The organism is Humibacter sp. (genome assembly GCF_051954055.1).
In the GTDB taxonomy this organism is placed as follows: domain Bacteria; phylum Actinomycetota; class Actinomycetes; order Actinomycetales; family Microbacteriaceae; genus Humibacter.
Genome location: NZ_JBQCIE010000107.1, coordinates 15,285 through 38,880, shown reverse-complemented (window position 1 = coordinate 38,880; position 23,596 = coordinate 15,285). Strand labels below are relative to the sequence as shown.

Genomic DNA, 23,596 nt, shown 5'->3' with positions numbered 1-23,596 from the left:
GGATGAACACGGCAGGCCACACCCGCGGCAAGAACTCGGCCGGCGAGGCCCGCACGACGACACTCCCCGTCGGCAGCCGTCGTGACGTGCAGCGGGTGCTCCCGCTACTGCTGCCCGGCATGGACGACACGGTGCGGGACGCCATCGCGCACGCGGGGATGACGGCGCGCGCCGACCAGTCCGCGTTCTCACGGGCGCCCCGTCGGGCCGCGTGGCTGCGTCCGTTCTCGTGGCGCAAGACCGGCTACACGATCGCGGACGGCGTCATCGTGGTGCGGCACGGGGCCGTGTGGCGGCGCATCGTGTTCGTGCCGCTGGCGCGCATGCAGAGCGTGGAGGTGGAGCAGGGACCGGCGCGACGCATCCTCGATCTCTCCTCCGCCGACGTCCACCTGATCGACGGACCGGTGCACGCAAAGGTTCCGGTGATGGACACCCGCGCGGCCGAGGAGCTCTTCGCGCTGGTCAGCGCAGGGGCGATCGCCTGGGCCGACGCGGAGACGCCCGATCATCCCGACGAGCGAGGGGAGTCTTGATGCCGGCACGATCGGGGCGCCTGGGCGTCGGAATCGTTGGTGCGGGCCACGTCGGGCCGGTGCTCGGAGCGGCGCTCGCCGGAGCGGGCCATGCCATTGTGGGCATCGCGACCGCGAGCGAACGCAACCGGGAGCGCGCGGAGGCGCTGCTCCCAGGAGCGCCTGTGCTGAGCATCCCCGACCTCATCGAGCGGTCAGAACTCGTGCTGCTGGCCGTGCCGGGTGCCGAGCTGCCGGAGCTCGTCAACGGGCTCGCCCTGGCCGGCACCTGGCAGGCCGGGCAGCTTGTCGTGCACACCTCGCCGGAGCACGGCACCGGGGTTCTGACGCCGGCGCTGCAGCGCGGGGCGATCCCGCTCGCCATCCATCCCGCGATGGTGTTCAGCGGAACCAGCCTGGATCTCGCCCGGCTCGCGGAGAGCTACTTCGCCGTCACCGCACCAGGCCCGGTGCAGCCCATCGGGCAGGCGCTCGTCGTCGAGATGGGCGGCGAACCGGTGATCGTCGAGGAGGAGGACCGCCCCGCCTACGCGGAGGCGATCGCCACGGCCACCACGTTCTCGCGCTCGATCGTCGAGCAGGCATCCGGAATTCTGACCAGGGTCGGCATCGAGAACGCCGGCGCCTACCTGTCGTCGCTAGTTCGGTCATCCGTCGACGAGGCGCTGCGTCGCGCCGGTGCCCCTACCGAACTCGACGCGCTCGACATGCCGGGGCTGCTGGAGGCATCCACCGCATTCCCGGAGCCGCCGCAGCCGCCGGACCCGTACGATCCCGACCAACCCCCGACTGACGGAGACCGATGAGCCCGACCGCATCCGCACCTCCCGCCCCGCCGGTGGCGAAGACCATCGCGGGCATCCGCAGCATCGTGAAGGATGCCCGTGCGCACGGCGCCCGCGTCGCGCTCGCGCCGACGATGGGTGCCTTGCACGACGGTCACCTCGCGCTCGTGCGCCGGGCGCGTGAGCTCGCCGACCTCGTCATCGTCTCGATCTTCGTGAACCCGCTGCAGTTCGGACCGAACGAGGATTTCGACCGCTACCCGCGAACCTGGGACGCCGACCTCGAAGCCCTCGCGGCGCTCACCGCCGACAACACCGACGGCGGCGCGTTCTCCGATCACGCCGAGGGCGCGCCGCCGCGGCGCCTCGTCGTGTTCGCGCCAGGAGTGGACGAGATGTACCCGGACGGTCCGACGCAGACCCGCATCAGCGGCGGCGACGTGGCGGCGCTGTTCGAGGGGGAGTCCCGGCCGGGCCACTTCGACGGCATGCTCACAGTCGTGGCGAAGCTGCTGAACTCGGTGCAGCCGGATGCCGCCATGTTCGGCCAGAAGGACGCGCAGCAGGCCTTTCTCGTGCGCCGCATGGTCACCGACCTGAACCTCCCCGTCGCGATCGAGGCCGTGCCGACCGTACGGGAGGCGGACGGTCTCGCTCTCTCCAGCCGCAACCGCTACCTGAGCGATGATGCCCGACGCGAAGCCGTCACGCTGTCGGCCGCGTTGCAGGAGGTCGCGGCAGCGGCACCCCGGGGGACTGCAGAGGCTCTCGCGGCGGGACGCGCGCGCGTCGAGGCATCCTCGGCGGTTAAGCTGGACTACCTGGCCATCGTCGACCCGCAGACCTTCCGTTCCGTTGACGAACGGTACCGCGGCCCCGCCCTCGCGCTGATCGCAGCCCGAGTGGACGGAACGCGGCTCATCGACAACGCGACCGTCGTGCTCCGCTCCGCCGGTTGAGCCCCACCTCTACCGCCGGTTGAGCCCGACCTCTACCGCCGGTTGAGTAGCGGCCGAAGGCCGCGTATCGAAACCAAACCCACTACACGGACACGAAGAGGACCCATGGCGACCGACCAGCCCGCCGCTGAACTCAACGCTGACGAGATCGGCGAGCAGAAGGCCGTGCGGCTCGCCAAGCGCGAGCGACTGATCGCCGAGGCGGATGCCGCGGGCGGGGCGTACCCGGTCGGGGTGCCGATCACTGCGACCATCCCCGAACTTCGCGAGAAGTACGGCGAGCTGGAAGCGGATGCCTCCACCGGCGAGTCCGTCGGCATCGCCGGCCGTGTTGTCCACCTGCGCAACACCGGCAAGCTCTGCTTCGCCGTGCTGCAGTCCGGCGAGGGGTCGCGCATCCAGGCGATGGTGTCGCTCGCGTCGGTCGGCGAGGAATCGCTTGCGCGCTGGAAGGAGCTCGTCGACCTCGGCGACCACGTGTTCGTGCATGGCGAGGTCATCTCGTCGCGTCGCGGCGAGCTCTCCGTCATGGTCGACGAGTGGACGATCGCGGCGAAGGCGATCCTTCCGCTGCCGAACCTGCACAACGAGCTCTCCGAGGAGACCCGCGTGCGCAGCAGGTACCTCGACCTCATCGCCCGCGAGCAGGCCCGCACGAACGTCGTGAACCGCGCGAAGGCCGTCGCGTCGCTGCGCGCCACCTTCGCCTCACGCGGCTTCATCGAGGTGGAGACGCCGATGCTGCAGACGATGCACGGCGGGGCATCCGCTCGCCCGTTCGTCACGCACTCGAACGCGTTCGACACCGAGCTCTTCCTGCGCATCGCGCCCGAGCTGTTCCTCAAGCGCGCCGTGGTGGGCGGCATCGACCGGGTGTTCGAGATCAACCGCAACTTCCGCAACGAGGGCGCGGACTCCACGCACTCGCCCGAGTTCGCGATGCTCGAGGCCTACCAGGCGTACGGCGACTACAACACGATGGCCGAGCTGACGCGGACGCTCATCCAGGACGCAGCATGGGCGACGAGCGGTGGCCACGTCGTCACGTGGGCCGATGGGACCGAGTACGACCTCGGCGGCGAGTGGGACTCGGTTTCGATGTACGAGAGCCTCACGGATGCCCTCACCGAGGCCGTCGCATCCGGTCGCGTTCCGTGGACCGGCGGCACCGACATCACGCCGGAGACCCCGCTGAACGAGCTCGCCTCGCTCGCGGAGCTGCTGGGCATCGAGGTCAAGCATCCGATCCACGGCAAGTACGTCGAGGAGCTGTGGGAGCACTTCGTGAAGGGCGGCCTCGAGCGGCCGACCTTCGTGCGGGACTTCCCGGTGGACACCTCACCGCTCGTGCGCGCGCACCGCTCCAAGGCGGGTGTCGTGGAGAAGTGGGATCTCTACATCCGCGGCTTCGAACTCGCCACCGGATACTCCGAGCTCGTCGACCCCGTCGTGCAGCGGGAGCGCTTCGTCGAGCAGGCCAGGCTCGCGGCGCAGGGCGACGACGAGGCGATGCGGCTCGACGAGGAGTTCCTGCGCGCCCTCGAGTTCGGCATGCCCCCCACCGGTGGCATGGGAATGGGCATCGACCGCCTGCTGATGGCCCTGACCGGCCTAGGCATCCGGGAGACCATCCTCTTCCCCCTGGTGAAGTAGGCCTGAGCGGCGAGGCGCTACCGCTGCTGGAAGCGCTTCAGGTGCTCCTGCGTGAGCTGTTCCATCTGCTCGTCGGTGAGGTCGTCCATCTGCTTGGCCTCGCGCTTGTCGGTGTGCATCCACCGCACGAACAGCACGATCAGCACGGGGATGTCTGCGATCTCGGCGATGAACCACAGGAAGTCGCCCGAGAGATGCTGGTCGTGCAACGGGTTAGGGAACCACCCCGGTAGTGCACCCGTGATTGCTGGGGCATGGTCGAGCACGGTCTCGTTGAGGCGCAGCAGGATGCCGGGGATGGCATCCATCACCAGCTCCACGAAGGCGAGCAGGAACTCGGCGGTGATGAACAGGCTGGTGCGCAGCAGGCCGCTGTCGGTCACCGGCAGAACCATCAGCAGCCCGACGAGCGGAACTCCGATCGTGATCCCGGCCTCCCAGCCCGGATCGAGGCGAAGGGTCGCCGCGAACGGCGTGAGGAACAGGCAGAACCCGATCAGTGCGACGACCGGCGCGAAGATCGCGTTGCCCATGAGTCGGATCGGCCACGAGTTCAGGATGCGCTCCAGCACCCGCGCGGACAGCCCCGACATCGCGGCCCGGGCGAGCGAGACGGGCCGGCCGAGCGCCAGCAGGCCGGGCACCACGAACAGCAGGAACGCCACTCGCGTGGTGAACGCCCAGCGCAGGTCGACGCTCCACGTGCCGAGGAATCCGAACTCCAACCAGGCATACGAACCGAGCCCGAGCACGTAGAACGCGAATGTCGGCCACAAGGGCCACTTCACCCCGTTGCGGTGCGCGTAGAAGATGCCGAGGCCGTAGAGCACCCCGGCGACGACGATCACCCCGAGCGCGTACGGGTTGAACGAGAACGTGGTGAGGAACGTCAGTACGTCAGGCGTGGGTGGCTCCGTGGGGGCGAACGAAACTTTGGATGCCCGGCCATTATCCGCCGACAGCCTTGGAGCGGGATGCTCACCCCGCGACCGCGGACAACCCCATCGTGCGCGGGGCCAACTCCGTCTGCAGCACGAGCGCGGCGCCTCCGACGGCGGCGGCGTCGGAGACATCCGTCGACAGTCGCACCCGGATGCCGTGCTTCGTGCGCACGAAGAAGTCCTCGTCGAGTCGGCGCGTGATGGCGCGCACGTACGTCGGTCCCGCCACGGCGAACGCCGGACCCGCGAGCGACACCGAGTCCAGGTCGAACAGGTTCGCCAGGGTCAGCACCCCAGAGGCGAGGAGCTCCGCGGACTCCTCGATGAGCGCCGTGGCGCCCACGTCGCCCCGCGCGGCCGCCGTGGCGATCACCCGGAACCCGCCGAAGTCGTCGTCGTCAGGCAGCCCGAGTCGCGCCGCCTCACCGGTCGCCCGGGCACGGCGCACGACGGCGCCCGGGTCAGCGATCTCCTCGAGGTAGGTGAGCCGTCCGTCTGAGCCGGTGACCACCACTTGGCCCAGCTCGCCGGCGTTGGAACTAGAGCCGCGGAACACGATGCCGTCGATCAGCACGCCGGCGCCGATCCCCGTGCCCATGTACACCGTCGCGTGCGCGACGGCGTCGTCCAGCTTGCCGCTCCAGAAATCACCGATCGCCGCGGCGGTCGCGTCGTTGTCCAAGATGACCGGGAGTCCCACAGCATCCGAGAGCATCGAGCGGATCGGCACGTCGAGCCATGCGACGAGGTGCGGGGAGTGCAGGATCATGCCCCTGCCGACATCCAGGGGTCCCGGCGCCACCACACCGACACCGACGACGGAGGCCTTCTCGATGCCGAGCCCGTCGAGTGTGCGGTCCACCTCTGCCGCCAGTCGCTGCACCATCTCCGAAGGCTCGGTCGATCCGATGCCGGTCGTGCGCGTGCGGCCGACGATGGAGCCGGAGAGGTTGATCACGACGTAGGTGATCGACTCCCGCCCGAGCTGCACGCCAACGGCGAAGCGGGCATCCGGATTCACGTCGAGCATCACGGGAGGCTTGCCGCCGGTGGACTCGCCGCGGCCGGTCTCGATGACGAGCCCCTCGCCGAGCAACTGGCGCACGACGGTCGACATCGTCGCCTGGGTGAGCCCCGTCGTCTCGGCCAGTTCCACGCGGCTGATCGGCCCGAGCGTGCGGATGAGATCGAGCACCAGCCCCCTGCTCGTTCCACCTGCGAGCGAGACCCGCTGTCTGACCACCGATGCCTCCTCGTGTTCGATCTTCACACACGATGCTAACTTGACACGCTTTATAAAGTGACCTAAGAAAGAGGAATCGCGGCGAAGCGAGCCTTCGTCAGCGTGAGCGGTGAACTCCTTGCACCGCGCTTGACGTCAACGAAAGGACAAGGATGTCTCCACGCAGCACACGGCGTCGCTTCGGCGTCGCGCTCGTCGCGGTCGCAGCCGCGGCGACGCTGGCACTCTCCGGATGCTCAGCGAACGGCTCCTCGAACGGCTCGGGAACGAGCTCGATCACGATGTTCACCGGTCAGGTCGGCAACTTCACGGAGAACTTCAACCCGCTCAACAACACGGGCGCCTATCTACCGCAGACGAACGGCGCCATCTACGAGCCGCTCTTCTACTACAACAAGGCGCGTGCCGGTAAGCCGGTGCCGCTGCTCGGAACCTCGTACAGCTGGAACAGCGACGGCACGCAGCTCACCGTCAAGGTGCGCCAGGGCGTGAAGTGGTCGAACGGCAAGCCGGAGACCGCCGACGACGTGGTGTACTCCCTCAACCTCATCTCGAACAACCCGGCACTCAACACCTCCGGCGTCAAGTGGGTCGCCAAGAAGACCGCCGATGACACGGTCGTCATCACCTTCCCGTCCACGGCGTTCACGCTCGAGCCGCAGATCCTGGGCAACGAGCCGATCGTGCCGCAGAGCATCTGGTCGAAGATCTCCGACCCGACGAAGGTGACCAACACCAGCCCGGTCGGCACCGGCCCGTACATGCTGAAGAGCTTCACGCCGCAGAGCTACGTGCTCGAGAAGAACCCGAACTACTGGGGCACGGGTGCGGATGCGCCCAAGGTCGACGAGGTGCGCACCATCTCGTTGGCCAACGCGGATGCCGCGACCTCCGCCCTCGAGGCCGGCCAGACCGACTACATGGGCGCCTTCCTGCCAACACTGAAGAGCATCATGTCCAAGCACAAGGACCTCAGCTACTCGAACTCGCCGCAGGCGACCACCGCGCTCTTCACCTGTGAAAACGCATCCCTCGGCTGCACGGGGCCGCAGACCGATGTCGCGGTGCGTCAGGCGATGTACTACGCGATGGACCGCACGCAGCTCGACAAGCAGGCCGCCGCAGGGTTCAGTGCGCCGGCATCCCCGTCGCTGCTGCTGAACACCGTGAACAAGTCGCAGATCACGAACCCCGACTACCTGGAAGTGCCGCAGAGCGCGAACGTCTCCAAGGCGAAGGGCATCCTCGAGGCGGCCGGCTGGAAGCTCGGCTCCAACGGCTACTACGCGAAGGACGGCCAGGAGCTCGACCTGTCGGTCAACGTGGTCTCCGGCTGGACCGACTACGACACGATCTGCCAGTTGCTGCAGGGCCAATTCAAGGCCGCGGGCATCAAGCTCACCGTCAACCAGATGGCGCAGAACGCGTGGACGCAGGCGGAGTCGACCGGCAAGTTCCAGATCTCGATGAACTCGGTCAACATGGGCGTCTCGTCCGACCCGTACTTCCAATACAACAACTACCTGTCCAGCTCGGCGACCGCCCCCGTCGGGCAGCCAGCGGCGTCGACGAACACGTCGCGCTACTCCAACGCCTCCGTCGACGCGGCGATCAAGCAGCTCGCCACCACCAACCAAGAGTCCGTGAAGCAGGCGGCGTACAAGACGATCCAGGACCAGATCGTCAAGGACATGCCGTATGTGCCGGTGTACGTGAACTCCGCGCTCGCCGAGTACAACAACTCGCGCGCAACGGGCTGGCCATCGCAGAGCAACCAGTACGCGTTCCCGCTTCCGTGGGGCGGCAACTGGGGCATGGGCATCGTGCTCAAGACGATCCGCCCGGTGAAGTAGCCGCAACGCGATAAGGGGTCGCGATTCGGGCGGATGCCTGCCAAGCATCCGCCCGGCTCACGACCACGCAGAAAGCAGACTTCAGATGCGGTTCTACCTGCAGAAGATCGCGTTCTACGTCGTCGCCCTGTGGGCGGCGGTGACGCTGAACTTCCTGATTCCTCGCATGATGCCGGGCAACCCGGTCGACATCATGATCGCCAAGATGGGTGCGGCCGGCCAGCCGGTCACCCCCGGCACCAGGCACGCCCTCGAGGTCGAGCTCGGCGGCGGCAGCGGAAACCTGCTGCAGCAGTACGGGGACTACATCGTGAACCTGCTGCACGGCGACCTCGGCATCTCGCTGACCAACTACCCGGAGAAGGTCACGACGGTGATCGGCCAGGCGCTGCCCTGGACCATCGCACTCGTCGGGCTGGCCACGCTGATCTCGTTCATCGTCGGCATCGGCCTCGGGATGCTCGCCGGCTGGAAGCGCGGATCGTGGCTCGACAACCTCATTCCGGTGACCACGATGTTCCAGGCCGTTCCCTACTTCTGGCTCGCGCTCATCCTGGTGCTCGTGCTCACCCGCGTGGTTCCGCTGTTCCCGTACGCGGGCGGCTACAACGTGGCCACCACGACGCCCGGGTTCAGCCTCGACTTCATCGGCAGCGCCATCTACTACGGATTCCTGCCGGCGCTCACCATCGTCGTCTCGTCGATCGGCGGATGGATGCTCGGCATGCGCAACATGATGGTTTCCACGCTCTCCGAGGACTACATCGTCACGGCGGAGGCGAAGGGCCTGAGCCCGCGGCGGGTGCGCATGACGTATGCGGCGCGCAACGCTGTGCTTCCCTCGCTCTCCGGATTCGCGATCTCGCTCGGTTTCGTCGTCTCCGGATCGATCGTGACCGAGCAGGTCTTCAGCTATCCCGGCATCGGCCAGCTGCTCTTCTCGGCCGTCTCGAACGACGACTACGCGCTGATGCAGGGCGTTTTCCTCGTCATCTCACTCTCGGTGCTCGCCGCGAACCTCGTGGTCGACGTGCTGTACGGACTCATCGACCCGCGCACACGCGCGCGGTCCTAGGAGGTGCTGTACCCATGGCATCCACACTCGCCACGACCGACGTCGCGCCCGCCGCGATCGGCACCAGGCGCAGCATCGCCCGTCTGCTGCCATCGCGCTCGCCGAAGCTCTTAGTCGGCCTGATCATTGCCGGCGTCATCATCCTCTGGGGAATCGTCGGGCCGCTCATGGTCGGCGACCCCAACGCCATCAGCACCGACGCATTCGCCCCGCCTGGGCCGCAGCACTGGCTCGGCATGACGCAGACCGGGCAGGATGTCTGGACGCAGATCGCGTACGGCACCCGCGGCTCGCTCGTGATCGGCTTCACCGTCGGCGTGCTCGCCACCGTGCTGTCGGCGTTCTTCGGCATCCTCGGCGCGTACATCGGCGGAGCGGTGGACGAGGGCTTCGCGCTGTTCACGAACGTGATCCTGGTCATCCCCGGGCTGCCGCTCGTGATCGTGATCGGCAACTACGTGCCGCAGAACCAGCGCGGTCTGTTCCTGATCGCCATCGTGCTGGCCATCACCAGCTGGGCCGGATCGGCGCGCGTGCTCAGGGCGGTCACGCTCTCGCTGCGCAACAGGGACTACGTCGCCGCCTCGCGGGTCTCTGGTGAGAAGACCTGGCGCGTGCTGGTCGTGGAGATCCTTCCGAACCTCATCCCGGTCATGGCGTCGCAGTTCGTGTTCGCCATCATCTTCGCCATCCTCGGCGAGGCGGGGCTGTCGTTCCTCGGCCTCGGGGCGAACAACTCGTTCACGCTGGGCACCATCCTCTATCAGGCGTACAACGACCTCGCGCTCACGCAGGGCGCCTGGTGGTGGTTCGTGCCGCCGGGCCTCGTGATCGCCCTCTTCGGCGCGGCGCTCTCACTGATCAACTTCTCGATCGACGAGATCATCAACCCGAAGCTGCGCAACCAGACCAGGGCCGCCCGCAAGGCGTGGGGCCTGAACGCGTCGCAGATCAAGCTCCTCGAGAAGGAGGACATCAAATGAGCGCCGCCACGAGCATCCGTCCGCCCCGCAACGTGGCGGACCCGGTTCTGACCATCGACGACTTCAGCGTCGACTACCTCGGTGCCCGCACGACGCATGCCGTGAAGAACGTGACGCTCACGCTCGGGCGTGGCGAGGTGCTGGGGCTGGCCGGCGAGTCCGGATGCGGCAAGTCGACACTCGCCTATGGCGTGACGCGGCTGCTGAAGCCGCCGGCGCTGATCACGTCGGGATCCGCCACATTCCACTCTCGCGAGGGGTACTCGATCGACCTGGCGTCACTCGGCGGGGCTGACCTCAGGGCGTTCCGCTGGGACAAGATCTCGATGGTGTTCCAGGGCGCGATGAACTCACTCAACCCGGTCATCCGCATCCAGGACCAGCTCGAGGACATCTTCACGGCGCACCGGCCGGAGCTGAAGAAGAAGGAGCGGGTGCAGCGCGCCGGGGACCTGCTCGAGCGCGTGGGCGTCGGGCGCGATCGGCTTCGGTCGTACGCGCACGAGCTCTCCGGCGGCATGCGGCAGCGCGTGATGATCGCCATGGCGATGGCGCTCGACCCGCAGGTGATGATCATGGACGAGCCCACGACGGCGCTCGACGTCGTGGTGCAGCGGGAGATCCTCGACGAGATCTCGCGGTTGCGCGCGGAGCTCGGCTTCGCGGTGATCTTCATCACGCACGACCTGCCGCTGCTCCTGGAGATCAGTGACCGGATCGCCGTCATGAAGGCCGGCGAGATCGTCGAGCTGAACGACGCGTACGACCTCTATACGAATCCGCAGCATCCGTACACGAAGCAGCTGCTGGCATCCTTCCCAAGCCTCACCGGGGACCGCGGCGACTTCATCCGCACTGGTGTGCACGACGAGCGCTTGGTATCGGATGCGGGTGCCGGCGCCGCAGAGGATGTGCCGGCCGAGACCGAAGGAGCGCGCCGATGACCACCCTCGAGTTCCGCAACGTGTTCAAGCGCTACCGCGTGCGCGGCGGATGGAAATCGCACGAGCTCGTCGCGGTGAACGACGTGAGCTTCACGCTGGAGTCGGGCAAGACCGTCGCCCTCGTCGGCCAGTCCGGAAGCGGCAAGTCGACGATCGCAAAGCTGCTGCTGCAGCTCGAGCATCCGAGCGACGGACAGATCCTGCTCGACGGAAAGCCGGTCAGTCGGCACGGGCGCGGTCTACGCGACTACCGGCACCAGGTGCAGATGGTCTTCCAGGACCCGTTCGCGTCGCTGAACCCGTACCACTCGATCGCGCACCACCTGGCCAGGCCGCTCAGACTGCACGGTCGCGGTCGCACGCGCTCAGAGGTGGAAGCCGGTGTGGCCGGGCTCCTGGAACGCGTGCGACTGACGCCGGCGGAGGAGTACGCGGGGAAGCATCCGCACGAGCTCTCCGGCGGGCAGCGGCAGCGGGTCGCGATCGCGCGTGCGCTCGCCCCCAAGCCGAGCATGCTCATCGCCGACGAGCCCGTGTCGATGCTCGACGTCTCGATCCGCCTCGGCGTGCTCAACCTGCTCGCCGGGCTGCAGCGCGAGGAGAACCTCGGCGTGCTCTACATCACGCACGACCTCGCGACGGCCAGGCACTTCTCCGACGAGATCCTCGTGATGTTCCGCGGCGAGATCGTCGAGCGCGGGCCGGCCGACGACGTCATCCTCAATCCGCAGCACGAGTATACGAAGCTGCTGGCGGCCGCGGCGCCGAACCCGGAGCTCCGGCTCAAGGAGCTCGCCGGGGCCACGCCCTAGGCGGTTGCGGCCGCACGAACCACGAAACAGAAAGAACACCATGCCCTTCACGCCCAGCACCTTCACCCCGATCCGCGACGGCTGGACCGTCACAGCGGTTCAGGGACCGACCCCCGACGGCGTCGAGCTTCGCGACGTGCGCGCCACGGTCCCGGGCGTCGTGCACACCGACCTGCTGCGCGCCGGCCTGATCGCCGACCCGTTCGACGGGGACAACGAGGCGACTCAGCAGTGGATCGGGAGCACGGTGTGGCGGTACGCGACCACATTCGATTGGTCGGATGACGGCTCCTCCCGCCACGACCTGGTCGCGTTCGGTCTCGATACGGTGGCCACGATCGAGCTGAACGGACGGCTGGTGGGCCGCACAGAGAACCAGCACCGCAGCTATCGCTTCGACGTGCGAGAGCTGCTGCGCGCCGGCGCCAACGAGCTCACGATCACGTTCGCCGCGCCGGTGACCGAGGTGGAGCGGCGGGACGCCGAGCACGGTGCCTGGCCGAAGGTCATGCACCACTCGTTCAACCAGCTGCGCAAGTCCGCATCGAACTTCGGCTGGGACTGGGGCATCGACGCGGCGACGAGCGGCATCTGGAAGCCGATCGGCATCGACTCCTGGAGCGGTGCGCGCGTCGCCTCCGTGCGTCCGCTCGTGGACATGGACGGTACTGACGGCGTCGCCACGGTGCACGTCGAGGTGGAGCGCGACGGCGCTGCGGCGGATGCGCTCGACCTCGACGTGCGGGTCGGTTCGGTGCGTGCGGACGCGAGCGTTGCAGCGGGGGAGGTGCGAGCATCCGTCGTCGTGCGGGTTCCCGACGCCCGGCTGTGGTGGCCCATCGGGCACGGCGCGCAACCGCTGTACGACGTGACGGTAGCGGTGCGCGGGATGCCCGCGGCCGCCTGGCAGGGCCGCGTCGGCTTCCGCACGGTCGAGGTCGACACCTCGCCCGACGAGGCAGGCAACCGGTTCGTCGTGCGGGTGAACGGCGAGGACGTACTGGTGCGCGGCGTGAACTGGGTTCCGGACCACGCGTTTCTCCCCGAGATGACCCGCGACCGATACGCGCGCCGCCTCGCCGACGCGGTGGAGGCGAACGTCAACCTGATCAGGGTGTGGGGCGGCGGCATCTACGAGTCCGACGACTTCTACGAACTGGCCGACGAGCTCGGCCTGCTGGTGTGGCAGGACTTCCTGTTCGCCTGCGCCGCGTACTCGGAGGAGGAGTGGCTGGCCAGCGAGGTGGAGGCCGAGGCGCGCGAGCAGATCGTGCGCTTGTCGCAGCATCCTTCGCTGGCGATCTGGAATGGCAACAACGAGAACATCTGGGGCTACGTCGAGTGGGGGTGGCGGGAAGCACTCGCTGGCCGCGCCTGGGGCGACGGGTACTACCGAGAGCTCTTCCCACGACTGCTGGCCGAGCTCGACCCGACCAGGCCGTACTCGCCGGCGAGCCCGTTCTCGTTCGTCGACTACGCGCATCCGAACGATCCGCGCAACGGCACCATGCACATCTGGGATGTCTGGAACCAGCGCGACTACGCCGCCTACCGTGAGCACCGTCCGCGTTTCGTCAGCGAGTTCGGCTTCCAGGGCCCGCCCGCGTGGAGCACGCTCACCCGGGTGGTGCACGATGAGCCCCTGGAGCCGTACGGGCACGAGCTGCTGGTGCACCAGAAGGCGGAGTACGGCAACATCAAGCTGGAGCGTGGCATGGCGGAGCACCTGCCACGGCCGGTCTCAATCGAGGACTGGCACTGGGCGGCGCAGCTCAACCAGACGCACGCGATCCGGTTCGGGGTCGAGCACTTCCGGTCGCTGACGCCGTACAACACGGGCACGATCCTGTGGCAGCTGAACGACGACTGGCCGGTCGTCTCGTGGGCGGCTGTCGACTTCGACGAGCACCGCAAGCCGCTCTGGTACGCCATGCGGGACGCCTACGCACCTCGGCTCGCGACCATCCAGCCACGCACGATCGACCCGCGCCACGCCGACCCGACCGCGCTCGGCGAGCCGGAGGAGTACCTCGCGCTCGTGCTTGTCAACGACACGGCGGATGCGGTATCCACCACCGCACGCCTGGCGCGGCTCGCGTTCGACGGCACCGTGCTCGCCGAGCTGACGCTGCCCGTCGTCGTCGAGGCGCGCGGTGCGGCGACATACCGGCTGCCGGCCGATGTCGCCGGACTGGACGAGCGTGGCGCCGAGGTGATCGTGGCCGTCGTGGACGGATTCGTGCGTGCCGTGTGGAACGGCGCAGAGGTGGCGGGGCAGAGCCTCGACCCCGAAGCGGTGCAGGCATCCGCGGTGCGCACCGAGAACGGATACCGGGTCGCCGTGACGGCGCGCTCGTACGCCCGTGACGTGTTCCTCGCCGTCGACCGGGTGGATGCCGCCGCCACCGTCGACCAGGGCCTCGTCACGTTGCTCGCGGGCGAGACGACCGCGTTCCACGTCAGCAGCAGCGCCGACGTCGCCCCTGCGGCGTTCACCGATCCGCTCGTGCTGCGTAGCGCCAACGACCTGCTCGCCGGCGACCGATCGCGCTCATGAACGCGGCGATACTGTACGCATGAGTGCGAAACGCAACGAGCCGGCGTCGATCGGCATGGCGTTCCTGCGCTCGCCGGTCGGGGTCGACCCGTTCTACAGCGAGGTCATCGCCGGCATGGAAGACGTGCTGCATCCGCGCGGCATGCGCGTGCTGATGCAGACCGTGCCGACGGTGCCGGACGAGCTCACCGCGTATCGCAGGTGGGCTGCTTCGGGCACCGTCGCGGGCGTGGTGGTCAGCGACCTCACCGTCGACGACCCCCGCGGCGCCGTGCTCGCCGAACTCGGTCTGCCGCACGTGACGCTCGGCGAGCCGGTGGATGCCGCAGGCGGCGCCGTCGTTCGCGTCGACAACTACACGACGACCGTGCATGCGGTCGAGGAACTCGTACGGCTCGGGCACCGCGCGATCGGACGCGTCTCAGGCCCGGAGCGCCTTGTGCACACGCAGGCCCGTGCGGTGGCCTTCGCGGATGCCATGGCGACGGCAGGCGGAACCTCCAGCACCGCGATCGGCGACTACTCCGGTCCGAGCGGTGCCGCAGCCATCCTGCAGTTGCTCGATCGGCCGCAGCCGCCAACCGCGGTGATCGTCGACAACGACGTGATGGCTGTCGCGGGACTCGAAGCGGTGAAGGCGAGGGGGATGTCTGTACCCGACGACCTGTCGATCGTGGCCTGGGACGACTCGACGCTCTGCAGGCTGGCCACGCCGCCGCTGTCGGCCATGAGCCACGACGTGCGAGACCTGGGCGGCCTCGCCGCGACCACGCTGCTGGCCGTGATCGACGGGGGAGAGCCGCAGGACGTCACGGCGCCGCTGTCGGTCTTCATCCAGCGTGGCTCCACGGCCGCCCCTCGGATCGACGCGTCGGTCTCGCGGGGCTCCAGCGCGTATCCTTGACCACATCATGGACGGCGTATGGGCAGGCATCATCTGGGCGCTCGCGCCGACGGTTCTCGTCGGGCTCGTGTTCTGGATAGTGATGCGTTCGCTCGTGCACGCCGACCGCAGTGAGCGCAAGGCGTACGCGAAGATCGAGGCGCAGGAGCGCGCCCGCCGCGGCCTGCAGCATTAGTCCGGCTCACTTCACCCCTTGTCGGTGGCGCAGACCGTCGCCCGCCGGTGCTAGCGTCAGCCCCAGCCGGCTGCACGAGGGGATGGCATGGACAGCGGCACCCTGACCTGGATCATCATCGTCATCGCGCTGATCGTCGACTTCGGACTGCGCATCGTGGCGATCATCGTCATTCCCCGGAACCGCCGGCCCACTTCGGCGACCGCGTGGCTGCTGGCGGTCTACTTCATCCCCTACCTCGGGTGGCTGTTCTTCCTGCTCATCGGCAGTTACAAGCTGCCCAAGCAGCGACGTCTGCGGCAGCAGCAGATCAACCAGTTCATCCTCGACTCCACCGAAGGCATCGAGCGGGTGCGACGCGACCATCCATGGCCGCCCTGGCTCGAGCCCGTCGTGCGCATGAACCGCAGCCTCGGGGCCATGCCGCTCGTCGGCGGCAACGCGGCATCCCTTATCGGGGCCTACGACGAGTCGCTGGATGCCATGATCGAGGCGGTCAACGCTGCCAAGCGTTACGTGCACGTCGAGTTCTACATCCTCAGCTGGGACGACACGACGGGACCATTCTTCGACGCGCTCGAAGCCGCGGTGAAGCGCGGCGTGACCGTGCGAGTGATGCTGGACCACATCGCATCCCTTCGCACACGGGATTACAAGCGCACCATCAAGCGCCTCACCGAGATGGGCGCGCAATGGAGGCTGATGCTGCCGGTGCAGCCGCTGAAGGGCAAATACCAGCGGCCGGATCTGCGCAACCACCGCAAGCTGCTGGTAGCCGATGGCCGCGTCGGTTTCATGGGATCGCAGAACGTGATCGACCGCACCTACAACAAGCGCAGCAACATCAAGCGCGGACTGAAGTGGAAGGAGCTCGTCGCCCGGCTGGAGGGTCCGATCGTCGCCGGCCTCAATGCCATCTTCATCACCGACTGGTACTCGGAGACCGGCGAGCTGCTCGCCCGTGAGCGGGACCCGATCGCGACGGTGACCGTCGAGGAGGAGCTCGACTGCCAGCTGGTGCCGAGCGGCCCGGGCTTCGACAACGAGAACAACCTGAAGCTGTTCCTCGCACTGCTCTACTACGCGACCGAGCAGATCATCATCACCTCGCCCTACTTCGTGCCCGACGAGGCGATGCTGACCGCCCTCACCACCGCGGTGCAGCGGGGCATCCGGGTCGAGCTCTTCGTCTCCGAGATCGGCGACCAGGGCCTCGTCTACCACGCGCAGCGCTCCTACTACGAGCAGCTGCTGCGCGCGGGCGTGAAGATCTGGATGTACAAGGCGCCCTATATCCTGCACGCCAAGCACTTCACCATCGACGACGACGTGGCGGTGATCGGCTCGAGCAACATGGACATGCGCTCGTTCATGCTGAACGCCGAGATCTCGCTCATGGTGCGCGGCAAGTCGTTCGTCACCGAGATGCGCGAGGTCGAGCAGGGCTACCGGGATGCCAGCAAGCAGCTCACCCTCGACGAGTGGATGAAGCAGCCGCTGCTGTCCACCATGCTCGACAACCTCGCGAGGCTCACCTCCGCGCTGCAGTGACCTCTGCGTCCACAGCCCCTGGGAAGCGGTTGGACTGTGGAAAGCGGTCGCCCTGATCGCCGGCCTTCGATACGCTGGCGGCGCGATCACGAGGAGACCTTCCATGAGTCAAGAGACCCCGAACCAGCAGACCGAGGTGCCGCAGACCGCCGTGCCGCAGAACCCGGCTCCGCCGTTCGCTCCAGCCGGCAAGCGCGCCAGTGTGCTCGGCGCCTGGGGCGCCCGCGTCGTGCTCATCGTCGTGGCGGCGTGCGCACTCGTCTCCGTGGTGTTCATCCTGTTCGGTGCGGGCAGTGACACGCTCGGGCGCGTCGTCACCACCGACATCGCGCTGATCGTGTTCGCGCTCCTGGTCTGGCTCGACACCGTCATCGGCGCGTACCGTCCCGAGTGGTTCGAGTTCGCCTCGCTGGCGACGGATGCCTACCTGCTGCTGCTCTGGATCGTCACGATCTGGACGGAGAACGGCTCCGGCCCGTTCGCGCTCTGGATCGACATCTGGCGGAGCATCCTGTGCCTCATCTTCGTGCGCGGGATGCTCGCGCTCGTCGACCTCGTGCGGTTCCTGTACTCGCGGTGGGTCACGACCGTGACTCGTGCGCTCGCCTACATCTCGGGAATCGCGTTCGGCGTCATCGGCATCATGGTCACGATCCCCGCGCCAGCCCCGTTCAACCACCTGTGGGACCTGGACTTCTACGGCCGCGTCGTCGCCTCCATCGCGGTGATCGCCGGCGTCGCGCTCGTTCTGATCCCGCTCTGGGGACTGCTCATCAACCGCAGTCACCGTCAGCAGCGCACTGGGCCCTACGGATTCGTGCCTGGCGCGTACGGCAATGGCCTCTATCCTCCGACCGTGCCGCCGGTGCCGCAGGCTCCGGCCGGTGCACCGCAGTCCGCCGCTTCGGGCGTCGCCCACCCGCCGCTGGCCTGGCCGCGCCTCGCAAACGGCGCACCCGTACCGACCGGAGCCGGCGGCGCACCCGACTTCGCGGCCGTCGCCGGCGCGCCACTGGCGTGGCCGACCTTCGCCGACGGAACGCCGGTCCCGGCCGCCCACGACGGGAGCCCGCTCTACCGCTGAGCGGATGCCCTACTGCCGCGGCTTCAGCCGCACGGTGGGCATGGTGGGCGCGGGAAGCGGGCGCCCCGGGTAGTCGGCGACCGCCCCGAACCGCCCGGCGGTATCGGCTCCATCGATCACCTCGTGCTGCCACTGTTCCCGCGACGCAACGATCTCGTCGTGGCTGCGGCCGATGAAGTTCCACCACATCACGATCTGCTCGCCGAGCGGTTCGCCGCCCAGCAGCAGGATGCGCGCGCCGCCCACCGACGACAGCCGCAGCCGCGAACGTCCGGGCGGCACGTACGCGAGGTGCCGATGCGGAACCTCGACGCCTTCGACTGCGATGTCGCCGAGGTCGAGCAGGATGCCGTGCTCGAACGCCGCAGGAACGTCCAGGTCGACGGAGCCGCCGGCATACAGGTCGAGCTGAGCGCCGACGAGCGGGCTGAACACCGTGGCACGAGCGGATGCTCCCGCGAGCTCGCCGATGAAGACGCGCGCCACGACGCCGTCCCCGATCGAGACGGGGGAGGGAACGGTCCGCTCGAAGAACGGCGCCTGCTCCCGCGAGGCGTCAGGAAGCGCGAGCCACAGTTGGGCGCCGTGCAGCACGGTCGTCTCGGGCGTCGAATCCTCCGAGTGACTGATGCCGTGCCCGGCCGTCATGAGATTCAGCTCGCCCGGCCGCACCATGGCGTGCGAGCCGACGCTGTCGCGGTGCTCGATCTCGCCCTGGAACAGCCAGCTGACAGTCTGCAGCCCGGTGTGCGGATGCGGTGGCACGCGCATGCCGCCGGTCACCGAGACGTCGTCGGGACCGTAGTGGTCGAGAAAGCACCAGCCGCCGATCGTCGACTTCGAACGCTGCGGAAGCGTGCGGTGCACTGGCATGGCGCGAGGCCCGCCGAGCGGCACGTCCCGCGGCTGAAGCAGCACGATCCCGGCGCCGTCGGCCGCCTCGCACTCTGCCACGAGTTCCGCCGGCCGCCGCTCCAGGTTGCTCATGAGCGGCATCCTACGTGCGGACACCGCTACCAGCCGGTTCGTAACTCCTGCAATTCCGCTCGCGCGGCCGACGACTCCCGGACGAGCGGTGGGGTCATGGCAGGGGCGTTCCTCTTCTGCAGGAGTTATGAACGGGTGCCGCTGTTTCGCCGTCTGCGCGCCGTCCTCCCGCCCCTACCATGGAGGCATGCCGCGCCCTTCCGCCCGCCCGCGCCGATTCTCGCGCGTCGCCGTCGCGTCCGTCGTCGCCGGCCTCACGATGCTCGCCCTCGCCGGATGCGCGCAGAACTCCACGAAGCCGGTCACCGACTACAAGGGCGAGCCGAAAGGGGTGGAAGCACCCGCAAGCAGCGCGGGCGGTGCGCCGTTCTCGGTGTGGCTCAAGGGTGGCGACCAGTTCACCGTCACCCTGTACGGCAGTTCGACCTGCCCGCCGATTGCCAGCAGATTCAAGCTCACCGGGCACAACAAGGTCGAACTGACCATCCCGCAGCCGGACAAGAAGAAGATCTGCACGATGGACTACGTGCCGCACACGACCGTGTTCGCCACACCGAACACCATCGACCGGCACTCGGATGTCGCCGTCACCGGTCAGGGCCTGACCTGGGTGCTCGGGGGCCTTTCCTCCAAGTAGCGCAAGGCCTTAACGCCGACGGCGAACAGCCACCACACGAGCCGAACCGCTCATTACCCTGATTCATAACGGGGCCGACGTGCAGGCATCCGGATGCTCGTGAAACACAGTGCGCGCATCCCGCCGGCGCTCCGCCAGCGGCCCTTTCAGGAGTGACCACATGTTTGAGAGATTCACCGACCGAGCTCGCCGCGTCGTCGTCCTGGCCCAGGAAGAGGCCAAGATGCTCAACCACAACTACATCGGAACCGAGCACATCCTGCTCGGTCTGATCCACGAGGGTGAGGGTGTCGCGGCGAAGGCCCTGGAGTCGCTGGGGATCTCGCTGGATGCCGTGCGCGAGCAGGTGCAGGACATCATCGGCCAGGGCCAGCAGCAGCCGACCGGGCACATCCCGTTCACTCCGCGTGCCAAGAAGGTGCTCGAGCTGTCGCTCCGCGAGGCGCTGCAGCTGGGGCACAACTACATCGGAACCGAGCACATCCTGCTCGGACTCATCCGCGAGGGCGAAGGCGTAGCAGCACAGGTGCTCGTCAAGCTCGGCGCGGACCTCAACCGGGTGCGCCAGCAGGTCATCCAGTTGCTCTCCGGCTATCAGGGCAAGGAGCAGGTACAGGTGGGGGCGAACGAGCAGCAGAGCGCTCAGGGCGGAAGCCAGATCCTCGACCAGTTCGGCCGCAACCTCACGCAGGCTGCGCGCGAGAACAAACTCGATCCGGTGATCGGCCGTGAGAAGGAGATCGAGCGCGTCATGCAGATCCTGTCGCGTCGGTCCAAGAACAACCCGGTGCTCATCGGGGAGCCCGGCGTGGGCAAGACCGCCGTCGTGGAGGGGCTCGCCCAGGCGATCGTGCGCGGCGACGTGCCCGAGACGCTGAAAGACAAGCAGCTGTACACGCTCGACCTCGGCTCGCTGATCGCCGGCTCGCGGTACCGCGGTGACTTCGAGGAACGCCTCAAGAAGGTCACCAAGGAGATCCGCACCCGCGGCGACATCATCACCTTCATCGACGAGATCCACACCCTCGTGGGTGCGGGTGCCGCGGAGGGCGCGATCGACGCCGCGAGCATCCTGAAGCCGCTGCTGGCGCGCGGTGAGCTGCAGACCATCGGTGCGACCACGCTCGACGAGTACCGCAAGCACTTCGAGAAGGATGCCGCGCTCGAGCGCCGCTTCCAGCCGATCCAGGTGGCGGAGCCGTCGCTGCCGCACGCGATCAACATCCTGAAGGGGCTGCGCGATCGTTACGAGGCGCACCACAAGGTGTCGATCACGGATGGCGCCATCGTCGCCGCTGCGAACCTCTCCGACCGCTACATCAGCGATCGCTTCCTGCCGGACAAGGCCATCGACCTGATCGACGAGGCCGGCGCCCGGCTGCGCCTGTCGATCCTGTCCGCTCCGCCGGAGCTGCGCGAGTTCGACGACAAGATCGCCAAGGTGCGCGAGCGCAAGGAGTCGGCGATCGAGGAGCAGGACTTCGAGAAGGCCGCCGCGTTGCGCGACGAGGAGAAGAACCTGCTCGGCGAGCGGCTGCGGCTGGAGAAGCAGTGGCGCTCCGGCGACGTCAAGACGACGGCGGAGGTCGACGAGGGACTGATCGCCGAGGTGCTGGCGCAAGCCACGGGCATCCCGGTGTTCAAGCTCACCGAGGAGGAGTCCAGCAGGCTCGTCTTCATGGAGAAGGCGCTGCACCAGCGCGTCATCGGTCAGGAGGAGGCCATCTCGGCGCTCTCCCGCACCATTCGCCGTCAGCGTGCCGGCCTGAAGGACCCGCACCGCCCGTCCGGCTCGTTCATCTTCGCCGGTCCTACCGGTGTCGGAAAGACCGAGCTGGCCAAGGCGCTCGCCGAGTTCCTGTTCGACGACGAGTCGGCGATGATCTCGCTCGACATGTCTGAGTACGGCGAGAAGCACACGGTCTCCCGGCTGTTCGGCGCCCCTCCCGGGTTCGTCGGCTTCGAAGAGGGCGGCCAGCTCACCGAGAAGGTGCGCCGCAAGCCGTTCAGCGTCGTGCTGTTCGACGAGATCGAGAAGGCGCACCCCGACATCTTCAACTCGCTCCTGCAGATTCTGGAGGAAGGGCGTCTGACGGATGGCCAGGGTCGCGTCGTCGACTTCAAGAACACCGTCATCATCATGACGACCAACCTCGGAACGGCCGCGATCTCCGGCGGACCCGTCGGCTTCCAGGCCGAGGGCGACGCGGGCAGCCAGTCCGGCTACGACCGCATGCGCGGCAAGGTGAACGAGGAGCTGAAGAAGAACTTCAAGCCCGAGTTCCTGAACCGTGTCGACGAGATCATCGTGTTCCCGCAGCTCGACAAGAGCGAGCTGCTGCAGATCGTCGACCTGTTCACGAAGCGCCTCGGCGAGCGGATGCTCGACCGCGACATGACGATCGAGCTCACGCAGCCCGCCAAGGAGCGGCTCATCGAGGTCGGGTTCGACCCGGCGCTCGGTGCTCGCCCCCTGCGCCGTGCGGTGCAGCACGAGGTGGAGGACCGGCTCAGTGAGAAGATCCTGCACGGCGAGCTGAACGCGGGCGACCACGTCACGGTGGACTTCCAGAACGGCGAGTTCGTGTTCACGACGGCGGCCCGCAAGGACCCGGTGGGAGCGATCGCGGCCGGCCCGGTCGGTACCGGTTCGACGACCCCGGACATGGCAGCGGGGCTCTAGACGCGATTGAGGTGAGAGCCGTGCGAGCTTGCTCGCACGGCCGAACCGATTGAGCGTTTGAGCGGCGAAGCCGCGATAGGGGCTCTAGACCACGACGCGGGATCGACCAATACGGTCGGTCCCGCGTTGTCGTGTACGCGGAGGTCACCCCGCGGCGTCGTCGAGCTTCTTCTCCACCGAGCCCAGGGCATCCGAGATCTTGTCGCCGGCGAGGTTCGCCGCCGACCCGACAACGTCGCCGACGCTGCTCGCGACATTCTGCACGGCGGGCGAGTTGGCGAACTTCCGCGCATTCTCGCGCAACCGCTCGTATCCCATGCGACCCGCCCGAGCGCCGAGGATGTAGCCGACAGCCACACCGGCGGCGAAGATGATGATCTTCATCGTGAGTCCCTTCGAATTCTCGCGCACCGAGGCACGCGCGTCCTCTCAGCATCCTGCGGTGGGCATCCGCTGTCATCCCCCTTGCGCTCCTCCGCGGCGGAGGGGTGGGATGCCTGCGCCAGGTTCCGCTCGGCAACACCGCCTATTCTGAAAAGCGTGGCAGACCTCCTCACCGAGCCGATCTCGACGACCGAGCTGCGCGGATTCCGCGTGCGGCGCGCCCGAACCGGTGACGTGCCGCGCATGCAGCAACTCGTGCAGCCGCTGGTCGAGCGGCGCATCCTGCTCGGCAAGGAGCGTGTCGCGCTGTATGAGGCGCTGCAGGAGTTTCGGGTCGCCGAAGACCTCGACGGCGAACTGATCGGATGCGGTGCCCTGCACGTTCTGTGGGAAGACCTGGGCGAGGTGCGCACTCTCGCCGTCGCCGACGAGTGGCGTGGCCGCGGTGTCGGACACGCGATGCTCGAGCGCCTCGTGTACGACGCGACCGGACTGGGGCTGAGCCGGCTGTTCTGTCTCACCTTCGAGGTGCGGTTCTTCTCGAGGCACGGGTTCGAAGACATGGGGCACGAGACCGTGGACCCGGAGGTCTACAACGAGCTCCTGCGAAGCCGCGACGAAGGTGTCGCCGAGTTCCTGGATCTGGCTCGCGTGAAGCCGAACACTCTCGGCAACACTCGGATGATCAAGCACCTGTAGTCGCGGACCCCGTCGTTCAGGTCGCACTTTTCGTCGCTATTCGTCGGACTATCCGACGAAAACTGCGACTTGAACAACGATGCACACTGCCGATACCACGGTCGATCGCGCGCCTTGACGCATTCGCCCGGCGAGTTGCCTCAGGTGCCGC

Annotated in this window: 21 protein-coding genes; 17 read left to right on the top strand and 4 right to left on the bottom strand. The window is 67.8% G+C overall.

The annotated features are described in order from the left end of the window. The 4 genes from ACTHNC_RS13605 to lysS form a co-directional block, all read left to right on the top strand. Positions 1 to 536 (top strand): PH domain-containing protein (locus ACTHNC_RS13605; protein ID WP_440295146.1); only part of this gene is annotated, 536 nt, incomplete at its 5' end. Then, positions 536 to 1,342, top strand: a complete 807-nt coding sequence (locus ACTHNC_RS13600; protein ID WP_440295145.1) for a Rossmann-like and DUF2520 domain-containing protein — start codon at positions 536 to 538, stop codon at positions 1,340 to 1,342. The genes ACTHNC_RS13605 and ACTHNC_RS13600, both read left to right, overlap by 1 nt. Beyond that, positions 1,339 to 2,280, top strand: a complete 942-nt coding sequence (locus ACTHNC_RS13595) for a 4-phosphopantoate--beta-alanine ligase (protein ID WP_440295144.1) — start codon at positions 1,339 to 1,341, stop codon at positions 2,278 to 2,280. The genes ACTHNC_RS13600 and ACTHNC_RS13595 overlap by 4 nt, the downstream gene beginning before the upstream one ends. 105 nt (positions 2,281 to 2,385) lie before the next feature. Further along, positions 2,386 to 3,933, top strand: a complete 1,548-nt coding sequence (lysS, locus tag ACTHNC_RS13590; RefSeq protein WP_440295143.1) for a lysine--tRNA ligase — start codon at positions 2,386 to 2,388, stop codon at positions 3,931 to 3,933. Between the two features lie 17 nt (positions 3,934 to 3,950). Here lysS and ACTHNC_RS13585 read toward each other — a convergent pair whose 3' ends face one another. Both ACTHNC_RS13585 and ACTHNC_RS13580 read right to left on the bottom strand, forming a co-directional pair. Then, a complete protein-coding gene (locus ACTHNC_RS13585) occupies positions 3,951 to 4,781 on the bottom strand; it encodes a cytochrome c oxidase assembly protein (RefSeq protein ID WP_440295142.1) in 831 nt (276 codons plus the stop codon). Between the two features lie 130 nt (positions 4,782 to 4,911). Then, positions 4,912 to 6,144 carry an ROK family transcriptional regulator gene (locus ACTHNC_RS13580; protein WP_440295141.1) on the bottom strand — a complete coding sequence of 411 codons (1,233 nt, stop codon included), beginning with the start codon at positions 6,142 to 6,144 and terminating at the stop codon, positions 4,912 to 4,914. A gap of 125 nt (positions 6,145 to 6,269) precedes the next feature. Here ACTHNC_RS13580 and ACTHNC_RS13575 point away from each other — a divergent pair, with 125 nt between their 5' ends. The 10 genes from ACTHNC_RS13575 to ACTHNC_RS13530 all read left to right on the top strand — a co-directional run bounded on the left by ACTHNC_RS13575 (position 6,270) and on the right by ACTHNC_RS13530 (position 18,055). Further along, positions 6,270 to 7,970, top strand: a complete 1,701-nt coding sequence (locus ACTHNC_RS13575) for an ABC transporter substrate-binding protein (RefSeq protein WP_440295140.1) — start codon at positions 6,270 to 6,272, stop codon at positions 7,968 to 7,970. A gap of 85 nt (positions 7,971 to 8,055) precedes the next feature. Further along, the gene (locus ACTHNC_RS13570; RefSeq protein ID WP_440295139.1) at positions 8,056 to 9,045 is read left to right on the top strand and encodes an ABC transporter permease; all 990 of its coding nucleotides are present in this window, start codon (positions 8,056 to 8,058) and stop codon (positions 9,043 to 9,045) included. 14 nt (positions 9,046 to 9,059) lie between these two features. Continuing rightward, a complete protein-coding gene (locus tag ACTHNC_RS13565; protein WP_440295138.1) occupies positions 9,060 to 10,028 on the top strand; it encodes an ABC transporter permease in 969 nt (322 codons plus the stop codon). Further along, positions 10,025 to 10,972 (top strand): ABC transporter ATP-binding protein, encoded by a 948-nt coding sequence (locus ACTHNC_RS13560; RefSeq protein ID WP_440295137.1) that lies wholly within the window; start codon positions 10,025 to 10,027, stop codon positions 10,970 to 10,972. The genes ACTHNC_RS13565 and ACTHNC_RS13560 overlap by 4 nt, the downstream gene beginning before the upstream one ends. Beyond that, positions 10,969 to 11,784, top strand: a complete 816-nt coding sequence (locus tag ACTHNC_RS13555) for an ABC transporter ATP-binding protein (RefSeq protein WP_440295136.1) — start codon at positions 10,969 to 10,971, stop codon at positions 11,782 to 11,784. The genes ACTHNC_RS13560 and ACTHNC_RS13555 overlap by 4 nt, the downstream gene beginning before the upstream one ends. 40 nt (positions 11,785 to 11,824) lie before the next feature. Then, positions 11,825 to 14,341, top strand: coding sequence for a glycoside hydrolase family 2 protein (locus ACTHNC_RS13550; RefSeq protein WP_440295135.1), 2,517 nt, complete (start codon positions 11,825 to 11,827; stop codon positions 14,339 to 14,341). Positions 14,342 to 14,360: 19 nt separating this feature from the next. Further along, a complete protein-coding gene (locus tag ACTHNC_RS13545; protein WP_440295134.1) occupies positions 14,361 to 15,245 on the top strand; it encodes a LacI family DNA-binding transcriptional regulator in 885 nt (294 codons plus the stop codon). Positions 15,246 to 15,252: 7 nt separating this feature from the next. Beyond that, on the top strand, positions 15,253 to 15,420 hold the full coding sequence (locus ACTHNC_RS13540) for a hypothetical protein (protein WP_440295133.1): 168 nt from the start codon (positions 15,253 to 15,255) through the stop codon (positions 15,418 to 15,420). Positions 15,421 to 15,507: 87 nt separating this feature from the next. Further along, positions 15,508 to 16,971 carry a cardiolipin synthase gene (gene cls / locus ACTHNC_RS13535; protein ID WP_440295132.1) on the top strand — a complete coding sequence of 488 codons (1,464 nt, stop codon included), beginning with the start codon at positions 15,508 to 15,510 and terminating at the stop codon, positions 16,969 to 16,971. Between the two features lie 103 nt (positions 16,972 to 17,074). Further along, complete coding sequence (locus ACTHNC_RS13530) at positions 17,075 to 18,055, top strand: hypothetical protein (protein WP_440295131.1); 981 nt, start codon at positions 17,075 to 17,077, stop codon at positions 18,053 to 18,055. A gap of 9 nt (positions 18,056 to 18,064) precedes the next feature. On the opposite strand, the gene ACTHNC_RS13525 is transcribed toward ACTHNC_RS13530, so the two are convergent. Beyond that, positions 18,065 to 19,042 carry a pirin family protein gene (locus ACTHNC_RS13525; RefSeq protein ID WP_440295130.1) on the bottom strand — a complete coding sequence of 326 codons (978 nt, stop codon included), beginning with the start codon at positions 19,040 to 19,042 and terminating at the stop codon, positions 18,065 to 18,067. Positions 19,043 to 19,229: 187 nt separating this feature from the next. Here ACTHNC_RS13525 and ACTHNC_RS13520 point away from each other — a divergent pair, with 187 nt between their 5' ends. Both ACTHNC_RS13520 and ACTHNC_RS13515 read left to right on the top strand, forming a co-directional pair. Next, complete coding sequence (locus ACTHNC_RS13520) at positions 19,230 to 19,679, top strand: hypothetical protein (RefSeq protein ID WP_440295129.1); 450 nt, start codon at positions 19,230 to 19,232, stop codon at positions 19,677 to 19,679. Between the two features lie 160 nt (positions 19,680 to 19,839). Next, positions 19,840 to 22,362, top strand: a complete 2,523-nt coding sequence (locus tag ACTHNC_RS13515) for an ATP-dependent Clp protease ATP-binding subunit (RefSeq protein ID WP_440295128.1) — start codon at positions 19,840 to 19,842, stop codon at positions 22,360 to 22,362. A gap of 144 nt (positions 22,363 to 22,506) precedes the next feature. On the opposite strand, the gene ACTHNC_RS13510 is transcribed toward ACTHNC_RS13515, so the two are convergent. Then, positions 22,507 to 22,746 (bottom strand): hypothetical protein, encoded by a 240-nt coding sequence (locus ACTHNC_RS13510; RefSeq protein WP_440295127.1) that lies wholly within the window; start codon positions 22,744 to 22,746, stop codon positions 22,507 to 22,509. 156 nt (positions 22,747 to 22,902) lie between these two features. On the opposite strand from ACTHNC_RS13510, the gene ACTHNC_RS13505 reads away from it, so the two are divergent. After that, positions 22,903 to 23,445, top strand: coding sequence for an amino-acid N-acetyltransferase (locus tag ACTHNC_RS13505; RefSeq protein WP_440295126.1), 543 nt, complete (start codon positions 22,903 to 22,905; stop codon positions 23,443 to 23,445). The last annotated feature ends 151 nt before the right edge of the window (positions 23,446 to 23,596 follow it).

Coding starts and splice junctions, on each gene's coding strand:
- ACTHNC_RS13540 (WP_440295133.1), top strand. CDS start 15,253: ATGGACGGCGTATGGGCAGGCATCATCTGGGCGCTCGCGCCGACGGTT.
- ACTHNC_RS13515 (WP_440295128.1), top strand. CDS start 19,840: ATGTTTGAGAGATTCACCGACCGAGCTCGCCGCGTCGTCGTCCTGGCC.
- ACTHNC_RS13545 (WP_440295134.1), top strand. CDS start 14,361: ATGAGTGCGAAACGCAACGAGCCGGCGTCGATCGGCATGGCGTTCCTG.
- ACTHNC_RS13560 (WP_440295137.1), top strand. CDS start 10,025: ATGAGCGCCGCCACGAGCATCCGTCCGCCCCGCAACGTGGCGGACCCG.
- ACTHNC_RS13530 (WP_440295131.1), top strand. CDS start 17,075: ATGAGTCAAGAGACCCCGAACCAGCAGACCGAGGTGCCGCAGACCGCC.
- ACTHNC_RS13555 (WP_440295136.1), top strand. CDS start 10,969: ATGACCACCCTCGAGTTCCGCAACGTGTTCAAGCGCTACCGCGTGCGC.
- ACTHNC_RS13520 (WP_440295129.1), top strand. CDS start 19,230: ATGCCGCGCCCTTCCGCCCGCCCGCGCCGATTCTCGCGCGTCGCCGTC.
- ACTHNC_RS13575 (WP_440295140.1), top strand. CDS start 6,270: ATGTCTCCACGCAGCACACGGCGTCGCTTCGGCGTCGCGCTCGTCGCG.
- ACTHNC_RS13550 (WP_440295135.1), top strand. CDS start 11,825: ATGCCCTTCACGCCCAGCACCTTCACCCCGATCCGCGACGGCTGGACC.
- ACTHNC_RS13565 (WP_440295138.1), top strand. CDS start 9,060: ATGGCATCCACACTCGCCACGACCGACGTCGCGCCCGCCGCGATCGGC.
- ACTHNC_RS13510 (WP_440295127.1), bottom strand. CDS start 22,746: ATGAAGATCATCATCTTCGCCGCCGGTGTGGCTGTCGGCTACATCCTC.
- ACTHNC_RS13595 (WP_440295144.1), top strand. CDS start 1,339: ATGAGCCCGACCGCATCCGCACCTCCCGCCCCGCCGGTGGCGAAGACC.
- ACTHNC_RS13570 (WP_440295139.1), top strand. CDS start 8,056: ATGCGGTTCTACCTGCAGAAGATCGCGTTCTACGTCGTCGCCCTGTGG.
- cls (WP_440295132.1), top strand. CDS start 15,508: ATGGACAGCGGCACCCTGACCTGGATCATCATCGTCATCGCGCTGATC.
- ACTHNC_RS13525 (WP_440295130.1), bottom strand. CDS start 19,042: ATGAGCAACCTGGAGCGGCGGCCGGCGGAACTCGTGGCAGAGTGCGAG.
- ACTHNC_RS13600 (WP_440295145.1), top strand. CDS start 536: ATGCCGGCACGATCGGGGCGCCTGGGCGTCGGAATCGTTGGTGCGGGC.
- lysS (WP_440295143.1), top strand. CDS start 2,386: ATGGCGACCGACCAGCCCGCCGCTGAACTCAACGCTGACGAGATCGGC.